A 20,387-nucleotide genomic window follows, 5' to 3' on the forward strand; every position below is an offset into this window, starting at 1 on the left:
TTTGCCATTCGAGAGGTCGCTGACGGCGACTTCCGCGTTTCGGCTGCTGGACGTGGTCGTTGTAGTCGCGCAATACCAGGATGGCTGTTTTTCCTAGCGGGCCCGCGCCCGGCTGCCGCCTTTCAAGGTGATGGTATGGATGGAACGAACATGACCTCGTATCGCCACGATGACGCCTTCAACATCCTGCGGCCATTCCGTCATGCCGCGATCTGGTTTTTCGCTTGGCTTGCCCTCGCACAACCTGCGCAGGCCACCTCTGACCCCGACTGGTTCGCTCAACCCTATCGCTATCGCGTGATTGATCAGGACGTGCGCAACGTGCTGGCTGAGTTCGGCCGTAACCTGAACGTGCCGGTCATTCTCTCTGCACGCGTGAAGGGCAGAGTGCGAGGGGACATCCAGGCGCCGGACGCCGGAGCCTTTCTGAAGCGTATTTCAACCGCTGCCGGGCTTACCTGGTACCTCAAGGGCGACGCGATCGTGGTCGATTCAGCCGCCGAACTCGCTAGCCGCAGCTTCAACGTCGGCCCGTTCGACAGCGATGCGCTTGATCATCTGCTTGCCACGCTTCGCCACGGAACAGGCGTCGGGGCGCGTCTGGACGAGCGCCGCGCGACACTGAACGTCTCAGGCCCGCCGGGCTACATCGCTCATGTTCAGCAACGCCTGGATAGCCTGCGTGGCAGTCCGGGTCGAGCTCCGAGTATCGGCGTCCGCGTATTCCGAGGCGGCGCCGACACCGAAGTCGTCAGCAATCGCAGCTGACAGCCACTGACCGTGCCCCTGGCACATCCATGCAGGAGAGTTCCATGTCGATCAATCCCGTAGATACCAGCGTCATCACTGACGGCTCCAGTGCCGCCGCCAACGAGCGGACCTTCGACGAGGCCATCGAGAACGCCCAAAACGAACTGTCGGAGGCCGATTTCAACGAGCAGCTGATCGTCGGGGCCATCCAGGTGGGTGGGCAAATGATTCTGATGCCGCGCGCCACTGAAATTCTCAACGAAGCCATGTCGGACGAGTAAACGTCTGCACCACAGACAGAAGGGGAGACGCGATGACGCCAGCAATTTCCACCACCAACCTCGCTAGCGGCGGTCAGGAGTTGGCATCGCAGAACCTTTTCGAACACCTGGCCAGCCAGGCCCAAAGCGCGGGACAGGGAGCCAGCCCCGCGCAGTTGGGTGAAGGGCTAGTCAATGGACTCGACGGGTTTCTGGAGCGGTCCCAAGCATTTGCTGCCCGCGCTGACAGCCTATCCGGCACTGGTTCAACAGCCGTCGACGCGCAGGTCAGCGTTGTTGATCAGCCTGGCGCACCGACGCGCATGGCCGACGCTCAGCTCGAAAAGGTTGCCGAGTCGTTGAGCCGGATGTTCGATCACGCCATCGAGACGCAAATGGTGGTGCGCGGTGCGACGCAGATATCCGGCGCGGCCAACACGCTGCTGCGAGGCCAATGACATGTGGCTCAGGCTGATCTCGTTGATTGCGCTGACGCTGTTGCTGCAGGCTTGCGACACCGAACTCTACAGCGACCTTGAGCAACGCGAAGCGAACCGTATGGTGGCAACGCTGCTGGAACGGGGAATCGCGGCCGATCGAGTCGTGCAGAAGGATGGTCTGTTGACCGTGACAGTGGATAAGCGCCGTTTCGCCGAGGCCGTGTCGTTGCTTGAAGATGCCGGTTTGCCGGAGCAGACCTTCACCAATCTGGGCGAGGTGTTCCAGAACAACGGGCTGGTGTCGTCGCCCGTGCAGGAGCGCGCGCAGATGATTTATGCGCTCAGTGAGGAACTGTCACATACCGTTTCGCAAGTCGATGGCGTGCTTTCGGCGCGCGTGCACGTGGTACTGCCAGATAACGATCTGCTCAAGCGCAACACAGTGCCGTCTTCGGCCTCGGTGTTTATCCGCCATGAACCCGGGCTGGATATCAATCGCTTGTTGCCGCAGGTGAAAACGCTGGTGGCCAACGGCATCTCCGGGTTGAGCTACGAAGGCGTTTCCGTGATTCCCGTCGAAGCACCGGCGCCCATCGAGCGTGCAACCGAGCCGCTGGTGCGGTTCTTCGGCATAACGCTGCAACAGGCCAGCCTCGATCAGGCACGCTGGGTTTTCGGCGGCCTTCTCCTGGCGGTGCTGGCACTCGCCGGCGTCTGTATCTGGCTGTTGCGTCGTCCCGCTGGCGGGGCGCGTGTCTACCCATTGGTGCCGCGCACATGAGTAGTTTGGCCGCTATTGACTGGCCACCGTCGAGCACCGAGCTGCTTGGCCTGCTCGACGTGTCTGCGCTGGCTCGTCAACAGATAGGTGTCGCCAGCGTCGATGTGTTGCTCGCCGAGCCGCGTTTCCATGACCGACTACTTCAGTTGCTAGCAGGCAACGCCGTGCCCCTCGATACGGTCGTTGATGCAGGCGACCGCCTTCTGTTGCGCGCTGGCGTCAGCCAATGGGCCGAGCTGAGTAGAGCCTGTGGCGCGGTTTGCCATGCGCAAACCTTCGTGTGTGCCATTCAGGCGGCACAGGTGCAGACGTTAACCGAGCGCTTTGGCCGGCCGCTTTACGAGTTGGCGCTGCGGCACCGAGCGCTGGCGTGGTTGCCGGGGGTACCGGATGACCCGGCGGCGCTGGAGGCTGCCGTCTACGCCACAGGTGAGGCCTGCATGGCTGCCTGGTACGCCCAACTATCGCTGCCGTCATGTGGCTGGATGCGTCTGCGTGGTTTTGATGAGGGTGCGCCTGTGGGTGATGAGCATGACGCACGTCGAGTCGAGATCGTGCGCGCCGTCGCCGTCGATTACTTCGCTGAGGCAGCTGACAAGCCATGATTGACCTGCCGACACAGCCGAACCGCATCATCCTTCGCGCTGACGAGGCGCAGGCCTGGGCCGACGGCTTTGCTTTTCTTCAGGCGGCGCGTGAGCAGGCCGAAGCCTTACGCGAACGTGCGCTGCAGGAGGCCGATCAACTTCGGGAGCAGGGCTACGCCGATGGGCACCGGCAGGGAGCCGAAGCGGCGGCAGAGCTCTTGACTCAGACCCATGCGGACGTCGACCGCTACCTCGCCGGTCTGGAAGGTGATCTGGCGAAGCTCGCTCTCTCTGTTGTCCGTCAGCTGCTCGAAGGCTTGGACGATGCTGAACGCATCGCCCGTCTCACTGCGAAAGCACTGAAAGCGTTCCGTGATCAACAGGTGCTGACGCTACACGTCGCTCCTGAGCAGGTTGCAGCGGTGCAGGCCAACCTTGACGCGCTGGTGGGCAGCCGGTCGCCGACCGTAACCGCGGATTCGCAACTGGTGGGCGCTCAGGCAATGCTCGCCAGCCGTTCGGCAGTGGTGGACCTAGACCTCGATGCGCAGCTCGAAGGACTGTCGAAGGCGCTCCATCCGTCCAGTCGGGAGCTATCGGCGTGAGCGAACTACCGCTGGACCAGCGCCTGAGCGACCTGTTGCCACGCTTGCAGGAGCGCGCCCTACAGGCCGACCCGCGTCTTCCGCGTGGCCGTGTACGTCGCGTTCGCGGTGTGATGGTCTATGCCAGCCTGGCGATGGCGCGAATTGGTGAACTCTGTTATCTGCGTGATCCACTGACCGGACGGCAGATTCCTGCAGAGGTCGTGGGCTTCGCTGACGAAGAGGCGATTCTTACCCCGATTGGCGATCTCGACGGGATGTCCACCCGTGCCGAAGTCATTTCTACCGGCTCGGTGTTACAGGTACCTGCGGGTGACGGGCTTCTGGGCAAAGCGATCAACGCACTTGGCGAATGGCTCGATGGACCGAAAGGCGAGAGCCTGCCACCGATGGCGCGTTGTTCAGTACAGGCCGAGCCACCGGCGCCGTTTGATCGTCAGCTGATTGAGCAGCCGTTGCAGCTGGGTATTCGCGCAATCGACGGCCTGCTGACGCTCGCGCGCGGCCAGCGGATGGGCTTGTTCGGCGAGGCGGGGGTGGGCAAGTCGTCACTGCTGGCCTCGATGGTCCGTGGTACCGAGGCGGACGTGGTGGTGCTCGCGCTGATCGGTGAGCGCGGCCGGGAAGTGCGGGAGCTGCTGGACCGTCATCTCGATCCGACGGCTCGGGCCCGCACCGTTGCCGTTGTCGCTACCTCAGATCGCCCGGCAATGGAGCGGGTGAAAGCGGCCTATGTCGCGACGGCTCTCGCCGAGCATTTCAGGGACCAAGGCCGCCATGTTCTGTTGTTGATGGACAGCGTGACGCGCTTCGCCCGCGCCCAGCGTGAAATAGGCCTGGCCGCTGGCGAGCCGCCGACCCGTCGCGGCTATCCGCCCTCGCTGTTCGCGGCGCTGCCTCGCTTGCTCGAACGCGCGGGGCCGGGTGCCATGGGCAGTATTACCGGCCTTTACACGGTACTGACTGAAGGCGAGGGCAGTCAGGATCCGGTGGCCGAGGAGGTGATGTCGATCCTTGATGGGCACATTCACCTCAGTCAATCGCTGGCCCAGCGCAACCATTTCCCCGCCATCGACGTGCTGCGCAGCCGCAGCCGTCTGATGGATGCAGTGACCCGGCCCCTGCAACGGCAAACCGCTGCGCGCATTCGTGAGTCGCTGTCGCGCTACCGGGATATTGAATTGCTGCTGCAGGTTGGCGAATACAAGGCCGGTAGCGATGCAGAAACAGACGCTGCAATTGCCCGTCAATCGGCCATCGACCGCTTCCTACGCCAGACGCCAGGCGAACATTCGACGTTCGGCGACACGCTGCGAGCCATGACGGAATTGGCCCGATGACCGGCCTCACGCTTGGTCGCCTACTGAGCTTGCGCCAGCTGCGAGAACGTCAGGCTGCTGCTGCGCTGGCCCGACAGACCCAGACCGCAAGGGAAGCGGCACGGCGTGCAAACGATGCGCAGCAGGACTATCAGCGTTTTCTCGACGAACTCGAGGCCGAAGACGCATCGACACTCCAGTACCTGAACGGCGATCGGCTTGATCTCGACGCGCTGCAGCGGGAGCACGCCCGGCGAACCAGCGTTGCCAGCGAAGAGGCCGGCCACCAGCGAACGATCGAACAGGCGCGCGTGGCACAGGACGACGCCGAGACGCAAAGGGATGCGCTTGCCCGTACCCATTCGCATCAGCGCAAACGACGCGAGGCGATGGAGCTTCATCGTCAACGTCAAGCAAACAAGGCCCGGGTGGACGCCGATCTGCACGACGAAGACGAGGCTGAACGCCTCACGCGCCCCGACTGGCCCTAAGGAAGACCGAGTGACGACACCCGAGCGTTCATCTGATTACCGGCCTATGCGTGACAGCTTGCCCGCCGTTCCTCCCGATCTCCTGCCTCTGATTGCGCGCCTGCATCGGCGACGGCTGCCGGTACCCATCAGTACGGTGACGGGTGAGCGGCTGGCGAAACTGACGGCGCCCAAGACGCCACACCAGGCGCTGACCGGCCTGCCGCTGAGCATTGGCTCTGCGCGCGCCTGTCTGCATCTGGGCGTCCAAGCGGCTGCACTGATGGGGATCGAAAACTGGCCGCAGTTGCCGTCGCCCTGGCGAGCCTTGTATGTGGAACAGGCACTGCTCGGGCCGATCGTCCAGCTGGAAGAGCGTCTTCAGCGGCCAATTCGTTTCGATATCGACGGTCCCGTTGAGGCCTGCCGGTTGCGTCTGGGGGTCACCTTCGGATTGCCGTCAGCCGAGGCACATGGCTGGATCGACCTGGATGACGGAGCCGCGCATCTGCTGGCCGATCTGCTCGAACAACTTCCCATCGCGCCGCATCGGCTACCCGTCATACCACTGCATGCGGTGATCGAATGCGGATGGCAGTCGCTCACGCTCGGTGACCTGCGCAGTCTGCGTCCTGGTGATGTCGTGATGCTCGATCGTCCCGCTGCCCGCTATCGACTGTGTTTGGCCGAGGCGTTTGAAACCTCGTGTGAGTCCGCCGGGCCCGCCGCGGTTCGGCTGCTTGCGCCCCTATCTTCCCTTCGTCTGATGGAGCCTAACCCCATGGAAGCCTCGCTTGATTCCACGACCTCACATGCATCGTCTAACGATGCACTGGACCGCCTGCCGGTACGCCTGGTTTGCGAGGTAGGCCGGTTGGAGTTGCCGCTGGGTGACGTCCGTGAGTTGGGCGAGGGCAGTGTGCTGGAGCTTGGATGCAACCTCACCGAGCCGGTGCAGCTCACCGTCAACGGCCGGTGTATCGGCCGCGGCGAGTTGGTAACGCTTGGCACGGGGCTGGGTGTGCGACTGACGAGCTTCGCCGCCGATGAATGAGTTCGAGCCGAACCTGTTCGGCATCATACTGCTGGTCGCCACCATTGGCCTGCTTCCGCTGGCGGTGGTCACCATGACCGGTTTTCTCAAGATCTCCGTGGTGCTGTTCCTCATCCGTAACGCACTGGGCGTTCAGCAGACGCCACCGAACCTGGTGCTTTACGGCATTGCTCTGATCCTGGCCGTGTATGTCACTACCCCTCTCGCAGGAGAGCTGTTCCGTCAATTGGAGAACCGACCCTTGGCGCTCGACAGCGTCGAGGAGGTGAAAGCCGCCGCCGGTGTGCTTCGCGCGCCGTTGCAGGCGCATCTGTCGCGCTACGCTGAGCCGAGCGAGCGGGCATTCTTTCTTGATGCCACCGAGGACCTATGGTCGGAAGAAGCGCGGGCTGACCTGCGCGATGATGATCTGGTCGTCCTGATCCCGGCGTTCGTCAGCTCGGAGCTGACCCGCGCGTTCGAGATAGGCTTCCTGCTCTACATACCCTTCCTAGTGATCGATCTGATCGTCTCCAACGTGCTAATGGCGATGGGCATGATGATGGTTTCGCCGACGCTGATTTCGATCCCCCTGAAGATATTCCTGTTCGTGGCGGTCGATGGCTGGTCGCGGCTGATGCATGGTCTGATCATGAGTTACGGAGGCTGACGTGGGCGAAGCCGCTTTCGTGGCGTTGATGAAGGACGCTGCGCTGCTGGTGCTGCTGCTGTCCGCACCGGCGCTTGGCGTCGCTATCCTGGTCGGCTTTGGCGTCGGACTGTTGCAGGCGCTGACCCAGATCCAGGATCAAACCCTGCCGCAGGCGGTCAAGTTGGTGGCGGTGTTGCTGGTGTTGATCGTCACCGGGCCGCTCTTGGGCGGCGAAGTGGCTGATCTGGCGGGACAGATGCTCGACCGTTTTCCTGCCTGGACCCGCTAGGCCGTGTTTGCCGGCGGGGAATTGGCCACAGCATTCTTCGATCTGGCCTATCCGTTACTCAGCGCATTCGGTTTGGCGGTCGCACGCGCGCTGGGCCTGGTGATGATCACGCCTGCGTTCAACCGGCTCGGGCTGACCGGTCTGCTGCGTTCGGCGGTGGCGGTGGTCCTTGCGATCCCTGTGGCGCCTTCAGTGTTCTTGGCATTTTCGAGTCTGGACGCGCCGTCGCCTCTGATGCTGTCAGGGCTGTTGGTCAAGGAACTGGTGATCGGACTTGCGATCGGGCTGTTGTTCGGTATCCCGTTCTGGGCGGCCGAGGTCGCCGGTGAACTGATCGACCTGCAACGAGGGTCAACCATGGCGCAGTTGCTCGATCCGCTGGGTATTGGCGAGGCGAGTGTGACCTCGACCTTTCTCACGGTAGCGCTGATCGCATTGTTCTTCATGACCGGCGGGTTCATTGCCATGCTCGACGGCTTCTATCGCAGTTACACCCTTTGGCCAGCGCAGGCTTTGACGCCGGTATTGGTCGAGAGCACCGCGTTGCAGTTGCTGCACGTGCTGGACCGGCTGATGAGCATCGGTGTGCTGATGATCGCGCCCGTGGTCATCGCACTGCTGGTGGCGGATCTGCTGCTGGCATACCTGTCGCGAATGGCACCGCAGCTCCATGTGTTCGACCTTTCGCTGCCGGTCAAGAATCTCCTGTTCGCCTTTCTGCTGACGCTGTATGCCGCGTTCCTGGTGCCGTTCATGCTGACAGAACTGGAGGCTTTGCCGACGCTCTTCCAACGCTTCCTGGATTCGAGCCTCGCCATGGGGGCGGCTGCGTTCGACTGACGGCGTGCCGCCTACTGCAATACCTCTGTCATCGTGTCGCGGCAGAGTCATACCAAAGCGGCTGGATAGCCGCCTCGCATTAGCTTGTTTGGCTTCGGGATGGAAGTCGTGTCGTCTGGCGTCGATATCCCGAAGGAGACAACGCATGTCCATCGTGTCCGGTGGCCTGAGTATGATCGGCTGCCCGTTGAGCCCCGCATGGCCGCTGGCACTGGTGCCTGAACGCGAGGCACGGCTGCGGTGAGTGACAAGAGCGAAGAGAAATCCCAGCCTGCATCCGACAAGAAGCTGCGTGATGCACGGCAGAAGGGACAGCTCTCAAAGAGTCAGGACCTCGTGACCGGCATGGTCATGCTCGTCTGCACCCTGTGTGTGGTCGTGCTGATCGACGGCATCCATGCCCGCGTGCAGCAATTTCTCGGCACTGTGGCACGCATCTATGTAGAGCCATTCGCCACGGTCTGGCCACGTGTGCAAGCAGAGGCGTTCAGCCTGCTGATAGCAGCAACGCTGCCGATCCTGGCGGCGACCGTCGCAACGGTCATTCTCACCAACGTCGCAGCCATGCGCGGCATGGTGTTCACCGCAGAGCCGATCAAACCCGACATCCAGCACATCAATCCGGTTGCGGGCTTCAAACGCCTGTTCTCGATGCGCAGCATTACCGAATTTCTCAAAACGCTATTCAAGCTGCTGGTGGTAGCGGTGGCTCTGGTGATCGTCTATCGCCTCGGCTTGCAGGCCTTGATGGAGTCGTCCCGCTGCGGCGCCGCCTGCGTCTATTCCTCCTTCCTTTCACTCCTGACGCCGTTGGTAGTGACCGCACTCATCGCTTTTCTGGTCGTGGGGGCAGTGGACCTGCTGATCCAGCGCTGGTTGTTCAGTCGCGAAATGCGCATGACCAAGAGCGAGCAGAAGCGTGAGCACAAGGACATGGAAGGTGACCCGCTGATCAAGCGTGAGCGGCGGCGTTTGCGGCAGGATTTCCAAACACCAGGCGCGCGCCTCGGTCTTGAGCAGGCGACGCTGATAGTGGGCCAGGCCGGTGGTTGGCTCGTCGGGCTGCGCTATGTTCGCGGGCAGACGCCTGTACCGGTCGTGGTGTTCCGCGCGGCACCCGAACAGTCTCCGTCGGTGCTGGCCCGCGCCGCGCAGCTCGGTCTGCCGCAGGCCACCGACAGCGAGCTGGCCGAGGCCATAGGCAAGCGCACACCGCCTGGCGCTCCGGTGCCTGATCGTTATTTCCAGCGTGTGGCGGACCTGCTGGTCGCCGCGCGGTTGATATGAGCGTGCATGACAGCTCGTTCATTGCTCTGCCCGTATGGGCCTGCCTTTCAACGAACCTTCGGAGAACATTACATGGCTCTGCTGATCGACGATTCGGGCGCGCGCCGTCTAGCGCGCAACCTTCAGACCCAGGCACAGGAAGAGCGCGAGCGTTTCCGCCAGGCCGTGCAGGAGGCTGTAGGCGATCGCGCCAGGGCTTCTGGCGATGCGCGTCTGGACCAGCAGCAACCACAGGAGCGACTGGTGGTCGTCGAGCGCGGCGATACCTTGAATGACATCGTCGAGGCGTATGACGTCGAGCTGCCGGAGGTCGAACAACTCAACCCGCAGCTGGAAAGTCTCGATCACATCGAAACCGGAGAGGTGCTGTTCCTGCCGCCACCATCACCTGTGGAGCTGGCTCAGCGACCCAACGGCGAAGCCTTGTTCCTGAATGATCTCTATACCCGCGGCAACGCCATCGAATACGCGGACGCCAGCGAGATCGACCACCAGGCCGAGGTCGACACGCTGGCGGCCGACGTCCGTGAATACCTCGGCGCGCTGCCTGACGGCGAGCGCAAAGATGCCGCGCAGCGCCTGTTCGATGAGAACTGGACCGATGCCGGACCGGCACAAATGGCGATAGAACGGGCCGCTAGCGCCGAAGGCATTACCCTTGCGGCGTCCTCGCATGCCGGTAGCGCCATCGAGACGAAGACCCGCCAGCTCGTTGCCGACGCGCAAGCGAAGACCGATCCGCTCGAACGTCTCGAGAGCCTGAACACAGGTTTCAAACAAGCATCACCCGAGGTACAGCAGGCGCTCCTGCGGTCGTCGGACGCGCGGGACATCATAGAGGGAGCTGCCGATCAGGCGTTGGCCGCGCTGACTGAAGAGCACAAGGATGCGGTGGACCCACACGTATTCAAGACCTTGGAGCTGTTCCGTCGCCTTGATGAAATGAGCGCCGATCTGGAACCCGCGCTCACCAGCGAACTGGTCGAGGCGGCGTTGCCCGGATTGGAGGAGGCATTCGCCGAGTCGCTCAGTAGCGATTTTGGCGCGCTGCGTGTGGGGACTCAGGGCATGGACCACCTGCTCAATCTGACCGGCCGGCTCGACCCCCACGCCGATCAGCGTTCGTTGGAGCGGTTAAGCGCGATGGGCTTTTACCACATGCATGGCATCAGTCAGCATCTCGGCGGAGGTGGCAGCCTGAACTATCCCCTCGCGCTTGTCGGGCACTACGAGGGTGACTTCCCGACCACGCTCACTGAAGGCGACATCCTTCCCGGCTTGACACAGAACACACAGCGCATCGGCGAGCACGTCGATGCCTACCAGAACCATCTGCTGGAGCTGACTTGGCTGGAGGAAAACGGCGGATCGGTGATGACCGATGACCAACTCGCCGATGCGGTAGACCAGTACGTCGAGGGCAACGAGGGCTGGCAGAAAAAGGCCACCGACATGCGCGATCAGCTTGCCGATGATGGTGAGCAGGTGCTGGAAAACCTCGCAACCATCGACGCGCACTACCCGGAGCTATTTGAAGGTGAGGAAGAATTCGCGACCGAACTGCAGAACATGGGCAGCGCTGAACTGGATGCTCGGCTGAACCGCATCGAGAACCCCGAAGAACGCGCCTTCGCAAGGGAACTGATTGCATCCTTCGATAACCCCGACACCTTTACCGCGCTAGGCATGGCACTCGATCGTGATCCGTCGCTGCTGTCCGACCCGCAAAGCATGCAGCTGCTCGGCCAGTACGGTCGTTTGACCGACCGGGGGCGCAAGTTCGTCGAGGAAACGGCCACACAAATCATCCGCCGTACCGTGTTACCGGAGCTTGCCTCGCTCGATCCCGCCAACCCGAAGAGCTACCAGTACGCGCAGAACGCGCTGGACAATTTCAACAGCAAGTCGACCGCTCGTTTGCTTGGGGTGACCGAAGCCGACCTGGACGAGGCGATGAAGGTGATCGAGCGTGCAATGCCGCAGCCGGGCGAGAGCACCGTCGATGCGCGTGCCCGGTTGCAGACGATGAACGACGATTTCAATCGGCTGAGTTCGACCCGTTCCGGCGTGCGTGCCTTCAACCGCGACACTGCGCCCGGGCAGGTCCTGCGACTGTTGGGTGTGGTCGGCAATACGGCGGTTATGTTCAATTCACAGACGAACCTGGTGGACGACCCGAATGTCTGGACGGCGCTGAAACTCTCCCTGGATACCGCCGGCGTGGCGCAGAAAACCACGGAGTTGATGATCGGTGCCGGCATGTTCGAAAAGGGCGGCACGCTCGACAAACTGGTCGGCGGCAGCAATCGCATGCCGGTGAAGGTGCTCGGTGTGCTGACCTCGCTCTACGACTTCCGCAATGCCTGGCAGGCTGGTAATCAAGGGGATGCGGGGGCAGCGGCGCTGTATGCCAGCACCGGCGTGGGCGGGGTGATGGCGGCGGTCGGCACCGGCAGTATGTGGGGACCGATCGGTATCGGCGTGGTGTTGCTGGGTACCGGAATCCACATGAAGTACGACCAGGTCAAGCGGGCCAACCAGTACCAGACTGAAACCACGGTGACGTTCCTGACACAGGCCGGCTTCAGCAACAGTGCTGCCCAAATACTCTCGGATCAGAGTGGGGAAGGGTATAGCGTGTTGCCCCTGCTCGAGCGCTACGCCAATAGCCGGGGATTCGACCTCAATGATGCAGCTGATCAGCAGGGATTCGTCTCCTGGATCAATGCGATGCCCGCGGACCGTCTTGGTGTGCTGCGAGACAATCTTCACCGGTCCCTGGATGAGGTCGACAATGATCTCGAGCAAATTCCGGACGCCAGCGACGACGATGACTTCTTTGAATTCAACAACACCGATCGCCCACACTTCACCTACAGTGGCTACGCAACGCCCCTGTCGATGAATCAGCTGGACACGGTACTGCAGATCCTAGACCTGCAAACACTTCCTAGCTAATTGGCACGTTGCGGCTAAGACCGAACGGGGCGCCAAGTCGGCCGGCTGGCGCTGAGTGACACGAGCGTAATAGCTCGGTGTGCGTCACGCCGTCGCAACGAAAGTCTGGTCGCACGTGCAGTACCCCCTCTTATACCGGCTCAGCCCAACGTAATCTGGCATGTACGAAAGTGTGTACCTAGAGTAGATGTGGCGTGAAAATTTCGTTGCTAATTCAATAATATAGATGGCCGTTTCGAGTCTCTCCGTCCGCACCATCTAAAACGCTGAAAGCCCCGTATTCCGGGGCTTTCGCGTATCTGAGGTAGCGTAAAAGGGCGTGTATTTGTTCCCAATGCGTTCCCATGGAAAGAGTGACGGCAGACCAAAAACCACCCAGGCCGGAAAAGCCGCGATTTGGTTGAGCGTTAGTGCCTTATTTCTCAGCGTATTACCTAGAGTTTGTTTCACCCGAGTAGCACTATTCCAGCGACTAGCAGCTTCGACAGGCACTTGCATTAAGGCTGGGCCTATTGCTTGAACTCGGAGGGAAAACTTACGTCGTCACGGCGCGCTGGCGTTGGTCCAGCACGCCGGCTCTATGATCGAGCCGATACGAGCCTTGGTTGCAGCACTAGGCTGTTAATCGGCTCGCCGAAATGACTTACTGACCCTGGGTCACGAAGGCCGAATTTCCCGTACCGTTTTGCATGATGAGCGCCGTTTCCTGAGTGACGCTGCTGGAGTTTCCGATCTGTACCAGCGAAGCGAAGTTCTCGGTGCCTGTCTGCTGGATGTCGCCGACACCGTAGTAACCCGTCTGATCAACGTCGATCTCGTTGCGAGTACCGTTCTGGGCGATGGTCAGGCTGCTGCCGTCGAAGTCCTGACGAATGTCTACCCGGTTGAAGTCGCCGGTGGAGGTGCCTTCTACCGTCGTCGAGCGGCCGCCGTGCTGGGCGGTCAGCTCATTTCCCGTTCCGTCCTGGGTGAAGCTGAAGCTGCCGAAGCCGCTGCTTTCCGATACGTCGGCGGTATTGTCCGCGCCGATCTGTACCAGGCGCACGTCGCCTGCGCTGTATCGACTGGCTTGCTGTGAGAGGTTGACCTCGTTACCGGTACCGTCTTGACTGATCGAGGCAAAGGCTCCTGAAAATGCGCCGTCCTGGCGGAAGTCGATGGCATTGGCATTCCCGGTCTGGCTTATATAGGCAGAGGTATTTCCGAACTGCTCGACCAGAGCGGTATTTCCGTTGCCGGTCTGCTCCGCGCTGAGATGGTTGGCGGTCATTTGCTGCGTCACATCGACAGAGTTGCCTTCGCCGTTCTGGTAAATGTCAGCGACGCTGACGGCACCGTCGACCTGTTCGACATAAGCGAGATTCTGGCGACCGATTTGCGAAATGGTCGCCGTATGGCCCACTTCCCCGTAAGCCTCCTGGTAAACGGTGGCGAGGTTGTAGCTGCCGCCCTGTGAGACGTTTGCCTGGCTGCCTAACCCGTCCTGCTCGATCGTCGAGATATTGCCCGCGCCGCGCTGCTCGCTGGAGGCCGTCAATTCCGATCCGTTCTGTAATGTGTAGGCAACATTGGCATCGCCATCTTGGATCTGGCTGCTGTAGTTATCTGTGCCGGTCTGCTGTACCACATCGGCATAATTGTCGGTGCCGGTCTGGTCTTGTTGTGCCTCGTTGAGGGCCGCAGCCTGATTCGCAATCAGTAACGAGATAGCGCCTGCTAGTAGTGTTTTTGTTTTAAGCATTTCAGATTCCTTTTGAATGGGCGGGAGCCCGGCTTTTAACTGGCGTGTTCCCGGCTGGGAATAAGTCTCAAGGTCTATACAGGCTGAACGGCGAATTAATCCCAAAACGAACCGGGCTGAAAGGTCGAGAAATCGTGCTCGACCGGCAAAAAGGCCATCGTTGTGCTTTGTATTTTGTTGGAATAAAGAAACTAGTCCTTCAGTCATTAGGCAATGAAGCGGAGAAACCGCTCGAACTTTTCCGCCTATGCACGGACCATAGCCATCGATACCACCGTGCGCTTCTACGAGCGCGCCAATCGAAAAAAGAGGAAAAGCATGAACAGCAAGGTCGTATTCATCACCGGTGCCACCTCAGGTTTTGGTCGAGCCACGGCCCGCCGTTTTGCTGAAGCAGGCTGGGCGCTGGTACTGACTGGCCGACGCTCGGAGCGACTGGAAGCGCTGAAGGAAGAGCTAGCGAGCAAGGTTCCGGTGCATGTTGCAACGCTTGATGTGCGCAAGAGCGAGGCGGTCGAGGACGTCGTCGCTAAACTGCCCGAAGCCTTTCGTGCCGTGACTTGCCTGGTCAATAACGCGGGGCTGGCACTGGCTCCGGAGCCGTCGCAAAAAACCGATCTGAACGACTGGCATACCATGATCGACACGAACATCACCGGCCTCGTCAACGTAACCCATGCATTGCTGCCAACGTTGATCGAGACAGGCAAGGGCGCCAGCATCGTCAATATAGGCTCGGTAGCAGGCCAATGGCCCTATCCGGGGAGTCATGTCTACGGGGCCAGCAAGGCGTTCGTTCAGCAGTTCAGCTACAACCTGCGCTGTGACCTGATCGCCACGGGCGTGCGGGTCACCGACATCGCGCCTGGCATGGCCGAAACCGAATTCACGCTGGTGCGGACCAAGGGCAATCAGGCGGCGTCCGACGCGCTTTACAGCACCACCACGCCGTTATCCGCTGAAGACATCGCCGAGCAGATCTTCTATGTTGCCACGCTACCGGCACATATCAACATTAACAGGCTGGAGATCATGCCGTCGCGGCAGGCCTGGGCGGGCTTTGCGATCGACCGCGACAAGTGAGTCGCAGCGACGAATAGAGTTGGCGTAGCCGGGTCGAGCCTAAGCGGCTGACAAAGCCGACGCTTCATTCCGGTAAAGCACATGTAGCGGGGAGTGGAGCGGGGTGCGCGACCGAGGCGGTTAGCGCCAGGACAGGCGCTGCGTCCGTAAGGACGTCAGCGACCCGGTATCCGAGATACGGATGGATTAGTTCACCGCATCCTTCAGCGACTTGCCTGGCTTGAAGCCTGGCAGCTTGGCTGCGGAGATCTTGATCGTTGCGCCGGTCTGCGGATTGCGGCCGTCACGGGCGGCGCGCTCCTTGACAGCAAAGGTACCGAAGCCAACCAGCGTCACGCTGTCGCCGTTCTGCAGGGTATTGGTCACGCTTTCGGTGAAGGCGTCCAGTACGCGAGTGGCGGTGCTCTTAGGGACATCGGCGGAGGCTGCGATCGCTTCAATCAACTCGGCTTTATTCACGGGTGTGGCTCCAGATTGGATGGGGGGACAGTATAAGCAGCGTCTCGCTCTGTCGCCTGCGGCAAATTTCCTCTTTTTTAAAAATATCCCGCGCGGGCCGACAAATCCGCATGCTGCGGCTGATTCGAACGCTTCTGTCTGGACAGCGGCTTTTCGGCTTCGGTTCATTCATCTGCAGTCCGGTCATCGGCAGCGCCGATGACCTGGGCTGTTGCAGAAGTGTGACTGGATAGGCGTCCCACCATCGCGTTTAGGTAAATGTGGTGGCGGTATCGAGAGCTATTGCCGCAGTGCTTTCATTGCTCTTGCCAAGCTGGCGCGTGACAGCTCGCCGAGATGGCTGCCGGCTTGCCGACCGTCTGCGTCGTAGAACAGCGTGGTCGGCAATGCTCGCGAGCCGACGTGCTGTCCAAGGCGACCATCGCTGTCGACCAGCATATTGCGTAATCCAAGGTTGTGACTCTGTAGAAATTGCCTGATTTCGCCTTCACCTTCGCCCTGGTTGACGAAAAGGAAGACCAGCTCCTGGTTGTTCGCTTGCGCCTCGGCGAGTACCGGCATTTCACGGCGGCACGGCGGACACCAAGTGGCCCAAAGGTTGATGACCATCGGCTTGCCGCCGTAGTCGGCCAAGCTGACCGACCTGCCGTCTATGTCGCGCAGGGCTATCTCAGGCAGACGCGTCCCTCGTTCCAAGGCGTGCCAGCCAAAGCTGGCGAAGGTCCAGCTGGCGAGTCCCACCATCAAGGCGAGGCCCAGTGGTTTGCGCAGTTCTCGGTCACGCCATATCAGCCAGCCACCGGCCAGCAATGCGGCTCCGATACCCGGCCAGGCAATGAAGCCGCCGTCGCGGATATCCAATACTCGCCACCAGGCGCCTGCAAAATCGTCGATGTAGACCGCTACGAAGGACAGGCGCGCGACCAGCACAGCCAGCAGCATAAGCCGAAATATCTGTTGCTCGGGGTTCCGTCCGTACGGTCGGCCCGCCCACCAGCCGGTCAGCGTCGCCAGTAACAAACAGCCGACCAATATCAGATGGGGTATGCCGATCGTCAGCGGGCCTAGGCTCAGCGTGAGCATTTTGTCTCGTTCCTTTGCGTTGATTGATTTCGAATAGGGGTCGCACTTTACCTGTCATGTCAGGCGGCTCTGTGTTCGACAGTCGCCGGATGTTGCAGAAAGACGTTTTCAGTCGGCGTGGCTCTGTGGTCGTAGCGATGCCATGCTAGAGGCCCGGCACTATCGTCCCGAGCCTGCATGAACAAGACCGATCTCCAAGCACTTATCATCGAAAAGCTGCAAGCCGATCTGACTATTGCCAAGGACGCGCTGAAGGCTTCCCACGAGGCGGCGACGCATGCCGAGAGCAAGGCGGAAAACAAATACGACACTCGCGGACTCGAGGCTGCCTATCTTGCTGACGGACAGCGTCGCCGTGTGCATGAGATCGAGATAGCGCTGACCCGTTATCGCAATTTGCCGGTGCGCTCGCAGGTCGACGAGCGGATCACGCTCGGCGCGCTGGTTTCGCTGGAGCAGGCCGGTGTCGGGCGCTGGGTCTTCCTCGGCCCGGATGCCGCTGGGTTGCGAGTGGACGTCGCGGAAACAGCAGTGCTGGTCATTTCACCGCGATCGCCGCTGGGCCAAGCGTTGCTTGGGCGCTGCGATGGTGATGAGGTTGAAGTGCTCGTGGATGGGCGCCGCCAGCAATACGAAATCGTCGAGGTTCGTTAGCGGACCATCGTCTGTCTCGTTGATAGCTGGCTTTTATAGATAGATCAAACCGTTAACTGCACTAGTTAAAGTAATTTATTCCATACTTATGGTCGCCACGTCATGGCCGTATAGCCGGTGATTGATGCCCCTCACTCCACCCGTTCTAAAAACCAACCGCAACCGCCTTCGACCTAGCCGTCAGTAAACCGTCTCTGCGCCCACGAACAGAAATAATTTGACGCATCTGTCACCGCTGACTATCGTTGCCGCCGGCAAATGATAATCAATCCCATTATTGTTATGTGGAGGTGGTGGTGAACGCATTGACTCGCGTCGCCTACGACGGACCAGGCGTGGGATATAAATTCCCGCCGTCGTATCGATTTTATTCACCAGCAGGGGGCATCGAAGCCAGCGGTTGTTTCAAGGCGATAGACACGCCGGCCGAGGGCGCGGGGCAGGGCCTGGAGCATGACGTTCAGCAAGCCTTCGCCGAGGCGCAGGCAGCCGGTTTGAATAATCCTGTGCTGGTTGGCGTGATTCCCTTCGACAAGCAGCAGCCCTCCAGTCTGTTCATTCCACGACACGTTTCCCATCTGGCTCCCGCATCTCCTCCGACCGCGATTTGCGGATTCGCCTGCGGCGCGGCGCGCCAATGCACCGAGCAGCCCGATCATGCAGGTTTCCAACAAGCCGTTACCCGCGCATTGGCAGCGCTGCGCAACGGTCGGTTGGACAAGGCGGTGCTGTCACGCCTGCTGCAGCTCGAGTTCGACGTACCACCCTGTGCTGCGACCATCTTTCAGGGGCTGCGCCAGCAGAATCCGGAAGCCTTCCATTTCTTCACCGATCTACCGGATGGCGGCGTTCTGATCGGCGCCAGCCCCGAGCTGCTGCTGCGCAAAACCGGTCAGCGCCTGGAGACCAACCCATTGGCCGGTTCCGCCAGGCGCTACGCCGATTCTGCAGCGGACGAACAGTCAGCGCGAAGCCTGCTCGATTCGGGCAAGGATCAGCACGAGCATCGCCTGGTGATTCGAGACATGGCGCGCCAGCTGCGTCCGCTATGCCGCGACCTGCAGATTCCAGCGGCGCCTTCGTTGATGAGCACCGCCAAGCTATGGCACCTGTCGACGCGGATCGAGGGCGAGCTGGCCGCGCCAATATCGGCGCTGAGCCTGGCGTGCCAGCTGCACCCAACGCCGGCACTTTGCGGTTTTCCCACGGCGGCGGCCAAACAGTTGATTGCCGAACTGGAGCCGTTCGACCGCGGCGTGTTCGGCGGCATCGTCGGTTGGTGCGATTCCGTTGGTAACGGCGAATGGGCCGTGGTGATCCGCTGTGGCGTGATCGATGAACACAAGGTCCGGTTGTTCGCTGGTGCGGGGCTGGTCTCGGCGTCGTGCCCTGAATCCGAGTGGCGTGAGACGGGAACCAAGCTCGGCACCATGCTCGCCGCGTTCGGACTTGATCAGGAGGCGGTATGAACCTGGTTCCGTTCACCCGCTGGCCTGAAGCTTTCGCAGAGCGTTATCGCCGCGCCGGATATTGGCGGGGCGAGCCGCTGAGCCAGATGCTCACCGATCAGGCCAGCCTTCAGCCGAACGCCATTGCGGTGGTATCCGGTAGTCGAGCGTTTAGTTACGCCGAGCTGGACGAGATGTCGACTCACCTAGCCCAGCGCCTGGCCAACCGTGGTTTGGGGCATGGCGACTGCGCGCTGGTACAGCTTGGTAACCACGCCGAGCTGTACATCGTGTTCTTCGCGTTGATGAAGGCGGGCATCGCTCCGGTCAATGCATTGTTCAGCCACAACCGTCTGGAACTGGTCGCCTATGCCGCGCAGATTCGTCCGCGCCTGCTGGTTGCCAGTCGCGAGCATGCGCTGTTTACCGGCGATGCGTTTCTCGATGAGCTGGCCGAGCTGATCCCTGAGCTCGACACCGTCCTGCTGCACGACGACCCCCAGCCCGAACTGCGTCTGCAGAGTTGGCTCGAACCGGCAGCGACACAGCGCCCATTCACTCCGACACCGGCCAGCGAAGTGGCTTTTTTCCAGCTATCAGGCGGCAGCACCGGCACACCGAAACTGATCCCGCGCACCCATGACGACTACCTCTATAGCGTCCGTCGCAGCAATGAACTCTGTGAGTTCGACCGCAATACCCGCTACCTCTGCGCGCTGCCTGCGGCGCACAACTTCCCGCTGAGCTCGCCCGGCGCGCTGGGTGTATTCCTCGCTGGTGGACGGGTGGTGCTCAGCGCGGACCCCAGCCCGGCCAGCTGCTTTCCGCTGATCGCGCAGCAACAGGTCAACGTCACTGCCCTGGTGCCGTCGGCCCTGTCGCTGTGGTTGCAAGCCGCGCCGGCACATCGGGACGAACTCGCTTCGCTGGAATTGTTGCAGGTCGGTGGCGCCAAGCTGCCGGAGTCGCTCGCTCGCCGCGTGCCGCAGGATCTCGGTTGTCGCTTGCAGCAGGTCTTCGGCATGGCCGAAGGGCTGGTCAACTACACCCGGCTGGACGACAACGACGAACGTGTCTACCTGACCCAGGGGCAGCCGATGAGCCCGGACGACGAGGTAAAAGTCGTCGACCGCGACGGCAATCCGGTGCCGACCGGCGAGGTAGGTGCCCTGATGACCCGCGGGCCCTACACCATCCGCGGCTATTTCCAGAGCCCGGCATACAACGCCAGCGCCTTCGATGCCGAGGGCTTCTACCGCTCCGGCGATCTGGTCCGTCAGCGCGAGGATGGTTACCTGGTCGTCGTCGGGCGGATCAAGGATCAGATCAACCGCGGCGGCGAAAAGATCGCTGCCGAGGAAGTGGAAAACCTGCTGATGGCGCATCCCGCCGTCACTCAGGCAGCGCTGGTGTCGATGCCGGACGCGGCCATGGGCGAGAAGAGTTGCGCCTTTATCGTCAGCGCAGACCCCACGCTCAAAAGCATCGCGCTGCGCAAGTTTCTGCGCAGCCTCGGTCTGGCCGATTACAAGCTGCCGGACCGATTCGAGCACCTCGACGTAATTCCCATGACGGCCGTAGGCAAGGTGGACAAGAACCGCCTGCGTCGCCGCATCGCTGAACAACTGACCGTTACCGAATAAGGACC

Annotated in this window: 21 protein-coding genes; 18 read left to right on the plus strand and 3 right to left on the minus strand. The window is 61.3% G+C overall.

All coding sequences use genetic code 11. From position 1 onward, the window contains the following. Nucleotides 1–150 precede the first annotated feature (150 nt). The 14 genes from NA645_RS10670 to NA645_RS10735 all read left to right on the plus strand — a co-directional run bounded on the left by NA645_RS10670 (nucleotide 151) and on the right by NA645_RS10735 (nucleotide 12,271). Entirely contained in the window at nucleotides 151–768 is a 618-nt protein-coding gene (locus NA645_RS10670) for a type III secretion protein (protein ID WP_256048775.1), read from the plus strand. 44 nt (nucleotides 769–812) lie between these two features. Further along, nucleotides 813–1,031 carry a hypothetical protein gene (locus NA645_RS10675; RefSeq protein WP_256048776.1) on the plus strand — a complete coding sequence of 73 codons (219 nt, stop codon included), beginning with the start codon at nucleotides 813–815 and terminating at the stop codon, nucleotides 1,029–1,031. A 32-nt stretch (nucleotides 1,032–1,063) separates the two neighbouring features. Further along, nucleotides 1,064–1,468, plus strand: coding sequence for a hypothetical protein (locus NA645_RS10680; protein WP_256048777.1), 405 nt, complete (start codon nucleotides 1,064–1,066; stop codon nucleotides 1,466–1,468). Nucleotide 1,469: 1 nt separating this feature from the next. After that, a complete protein-coding gene (gene sctJ, locus NA645_RS10685) occupies nucleotides 1,470–2,231 on the plus strand; it encodes a type III secretion system inner membrane ring lipoprotein SctJ (RefSeq protein ID WP_256048778.1) in 762 nt (253 codons plus the stop codon). Then, nucleotides 2,228–2,836: a hypothetical protein gene (locus NA645_RS10690; protein ID WP_256048779.1), complete on the plus strand. Its 609-nt coding sequence runs from the start codon at nucleotides 2,228–2,230 to the stop codon at nucleotides 2,834–2,836. The genes sctJ and NA645_RS10690 overlap by 4 nt, the downstream gene beginning before the upstream one ends. Beyond that, entirely contained in the window at nucleotides 2,833–3,423 is a 591-nt protein-coding gene (sctL, locus tag NA645_RS10695) for a type III secretion system stator protein SctL (RefSeq protein WP_256048780.1), read from the plus strand. The genes NA645_RS10690 and sctL overlap by 4 nt, the downstream gene beginning before the upstream one ends. A gap of 11 nt (nucleotides 3,424–3,434) precedes the next feature. Next, nucleotides 3,435–4,763: a FliI/YscN family ATPase gene (locus NA645_RS10700; protein ID WP_256048849.1), complete on the plus strand. Its 1,329-nt coding sequence runs from the start codon at nucleotides 3,435–3,437 to the stop codon at nucleotides 4,761–4,763. After that, on the plus strand, nucleotides 4,760–5,233 hold the full coding sequence (locus NA645_RS10705) for a hypothetical protein (protein WP_256048781.1): 474 nt from the start codon (nucleotides 4,760–4,762) through the stop codon (nucleotides 5,231–5,233). Before NA645_RS10700 ends, NA645_RS10705 begins: the two co-directional genes overlap by 4 nt. A 10-nt stretch (nucleotides 5,234–5,243) precedes the next feature. Next, nucleotides 5,244–6,266 (plus strand): type III secretion system cytoplasmic ring protein SctQ, encoded by a 1,023-nt coding sequence (gene sctQ / locus NA645_RS10710; RefSeq protein ID WP_256048782.1) that lies wholly within the window; start codon nucleotides 5,244–5,246, stop codon nucleotides 6,264–6,266. Further along, nucleotides 6,259–6,915, plus strand: coding sequence for a type III secretion system export apparatus subunit SctR (gene sctR / locus NA645_RS10715; RefSeq protein ID WP_256048783.1), 657 nt, complete (start codon nucleotides 6,259–6,261; stop codon nucleotides 6,913–6,915). Before sctQ ends, sctR begins: the two co-directional genes overlap by 8 nt. Nucleotides 6,916–6,943: 28 nt before the next feature. Next, complete coding sequence (gene sctS / locus NA645_RS10720) at nucleotides 6,944–7,186, plus strand: type III secretion system export apparatus subunit SctS (protein ID WP_272892037.1); 243 nt, start codon at nucleotides 6,944–6,946, stop codon at nucleotides 7,184–7,186. A 21-nt stretch (nucleotides 7,187–7,207) separates the two neighbouring features. Then, nucleotides 7,208–8,026, plus strand: coding sequence for a type III secretion system export apparatus subunit SctT (gene sctT / locus NA645_RS10725; protein ID WP_256048784.1), 819 nt, complete (start codon nucleotides 7,208–7,210; stop codon nucleotides 8,024–8,026). Between the two features lie 240 nt (nucleotides 8,027–8,266). After that, nucleotides 8,267–9,313 (plus strand): EscU/YscU/HrcU family type III secretion system export apparatus switch protein, encoded by a 1,047-nt coding sequence (locus NA645_RS10730; protein WP_256048785.1) that lies wholly within the window; start codon nucleotides 8,267–8,269, stop codon nucleotides 9,311–9,313. A gap of 72 nt (nucleotides 9,314–9,385) precedes the next feature. After that, nucleotides 9,386–12,271, plus strand: coding sequence for a LysM peptidoglycan-binding domain-containing protein (locus NA645_RS10735; protein WP_256048786.1), 2,886 nt, complete (start codon nucleotides 9,386–9,388; stop codon nucleotides 12,269–12,271). A 643-nt stretch (nucleotides 12,272–12,914) separates the two neighbouring features. On the opposite strand, the gene NA645_RS10740 is transcribed toward NA645_RS10735, so the two are convergent. Then, a complete protein-coding gene (locus NA645_RS10740) occupies nucleotides 12,915–14,219 on the minus strand; it encodes a hypothetical protein (RefSeq protein WP_256048787.1) in 1,305 nt (434 codons plus the stop codon). 111 nt (nucleotides 14,220–14,330) lie between these two features. Between NA645_RS10740 and NA645_RS10745 the strand changes: the two genes are divergently transcribed. Continuing rightward, nucleotides 14,331–15,095: an SDR family NAD(P)-dependent oxidoreductase gene (locus tag NA645_RS10745; RefSeq protein WP_256048788.1), complete on the plus strand. Its 765-nt coding sequence runs from the start codon at nucleotides 14,331–14,333 to the stop codon at nucleotides 15,093–15,095. A 186-nt stretch (nucleotides 15,096–15,281) separates the two neighbouring features. On the opposite strand, the gene NA645_RS10750 is transcribed toward NA645_RS10745, so the two are convergent. Further along, entirely contained in the window at nucleotides 15,282–15,722 is a 441-nt protein-coding gene (locus NA645_RS10750; protein WP_231752173.1) for an HU family DNA-binding protein, read from the minus strand. A gap of 111 nt (nucleotides 15,723–15,833) precedes the next feature. Then, nucleotides 15,834–16,637, minus strand: coding sequence for a redoxin domain-containing protein (locus NA645_RS10755; RefSeq protein WP_256048789.1), 804 nt, complete (start codon nucleotides 16,635–16,637; stop codon nucleotides 15,834–15,836). Nucleotides 16,638–16,814: 177 nt separating this feature from the next. Between NA645_RS10755 and NA645_RS10760 the strand changes: the two genes are divergently transcribed. From NA645_RS10760 to NA645_RS10770, 3 genes are all read left to right on the plus strand, one after another. Further along, on the plus strand, nucleotides 16,815–17,291 hold the full coding sequence (locus NA645_RS10760) for a GreA/GreB family elongation factor (protein WP_256048790.1): 477 nt from the start codon (nucleotides 16,815–16,817) through the stop codon (nucleotides 17,289–17,291). A gap of 296 nt (nucleotides 17,292–17,587) precedes the next feature. Continuing rightward, on the plus strand, nucleotides 17,588–18,760 hold the full coding sequence (locus NA645_RS10765) for an isochorismate synthase (protein WP_256048791.1): 1,173 nt from the start codon (nucleotides 17,588–17,590) through the stop codon (nucleotides 18,758–18,760). After that, nucleotides 18,757–20,382, plus strand: coding sequence for a (2,3-dihydroxybenzoyl)adenylate synthase (locus NA645_RS10770; RefSeq protein WP_256048792.1), 1,626 nt, complete (start codon nucleotides 18,757–18,759; stop codon nucleotides 20,380–20,382). The genes NA645_RS10765 and NA645_RS10770 overlap by 4 nt, the downstream gene beginning before the upstream one ends. The last annotated feature ends 5 nt before the right edge of the window (nucleotides 20,383–20,387 follow it).

The sequence above is a fragment of the Stutzerimonas stutzeri genome (assembly GCF_024448955.1).
Lineage (GTDB): Bacteria > Pseudomonadota > Gammaproteobacteria > Pseudomonadales > Pseudomonadaceae > Stutzerimonas > Stutzerimonas stutzeri_AQ.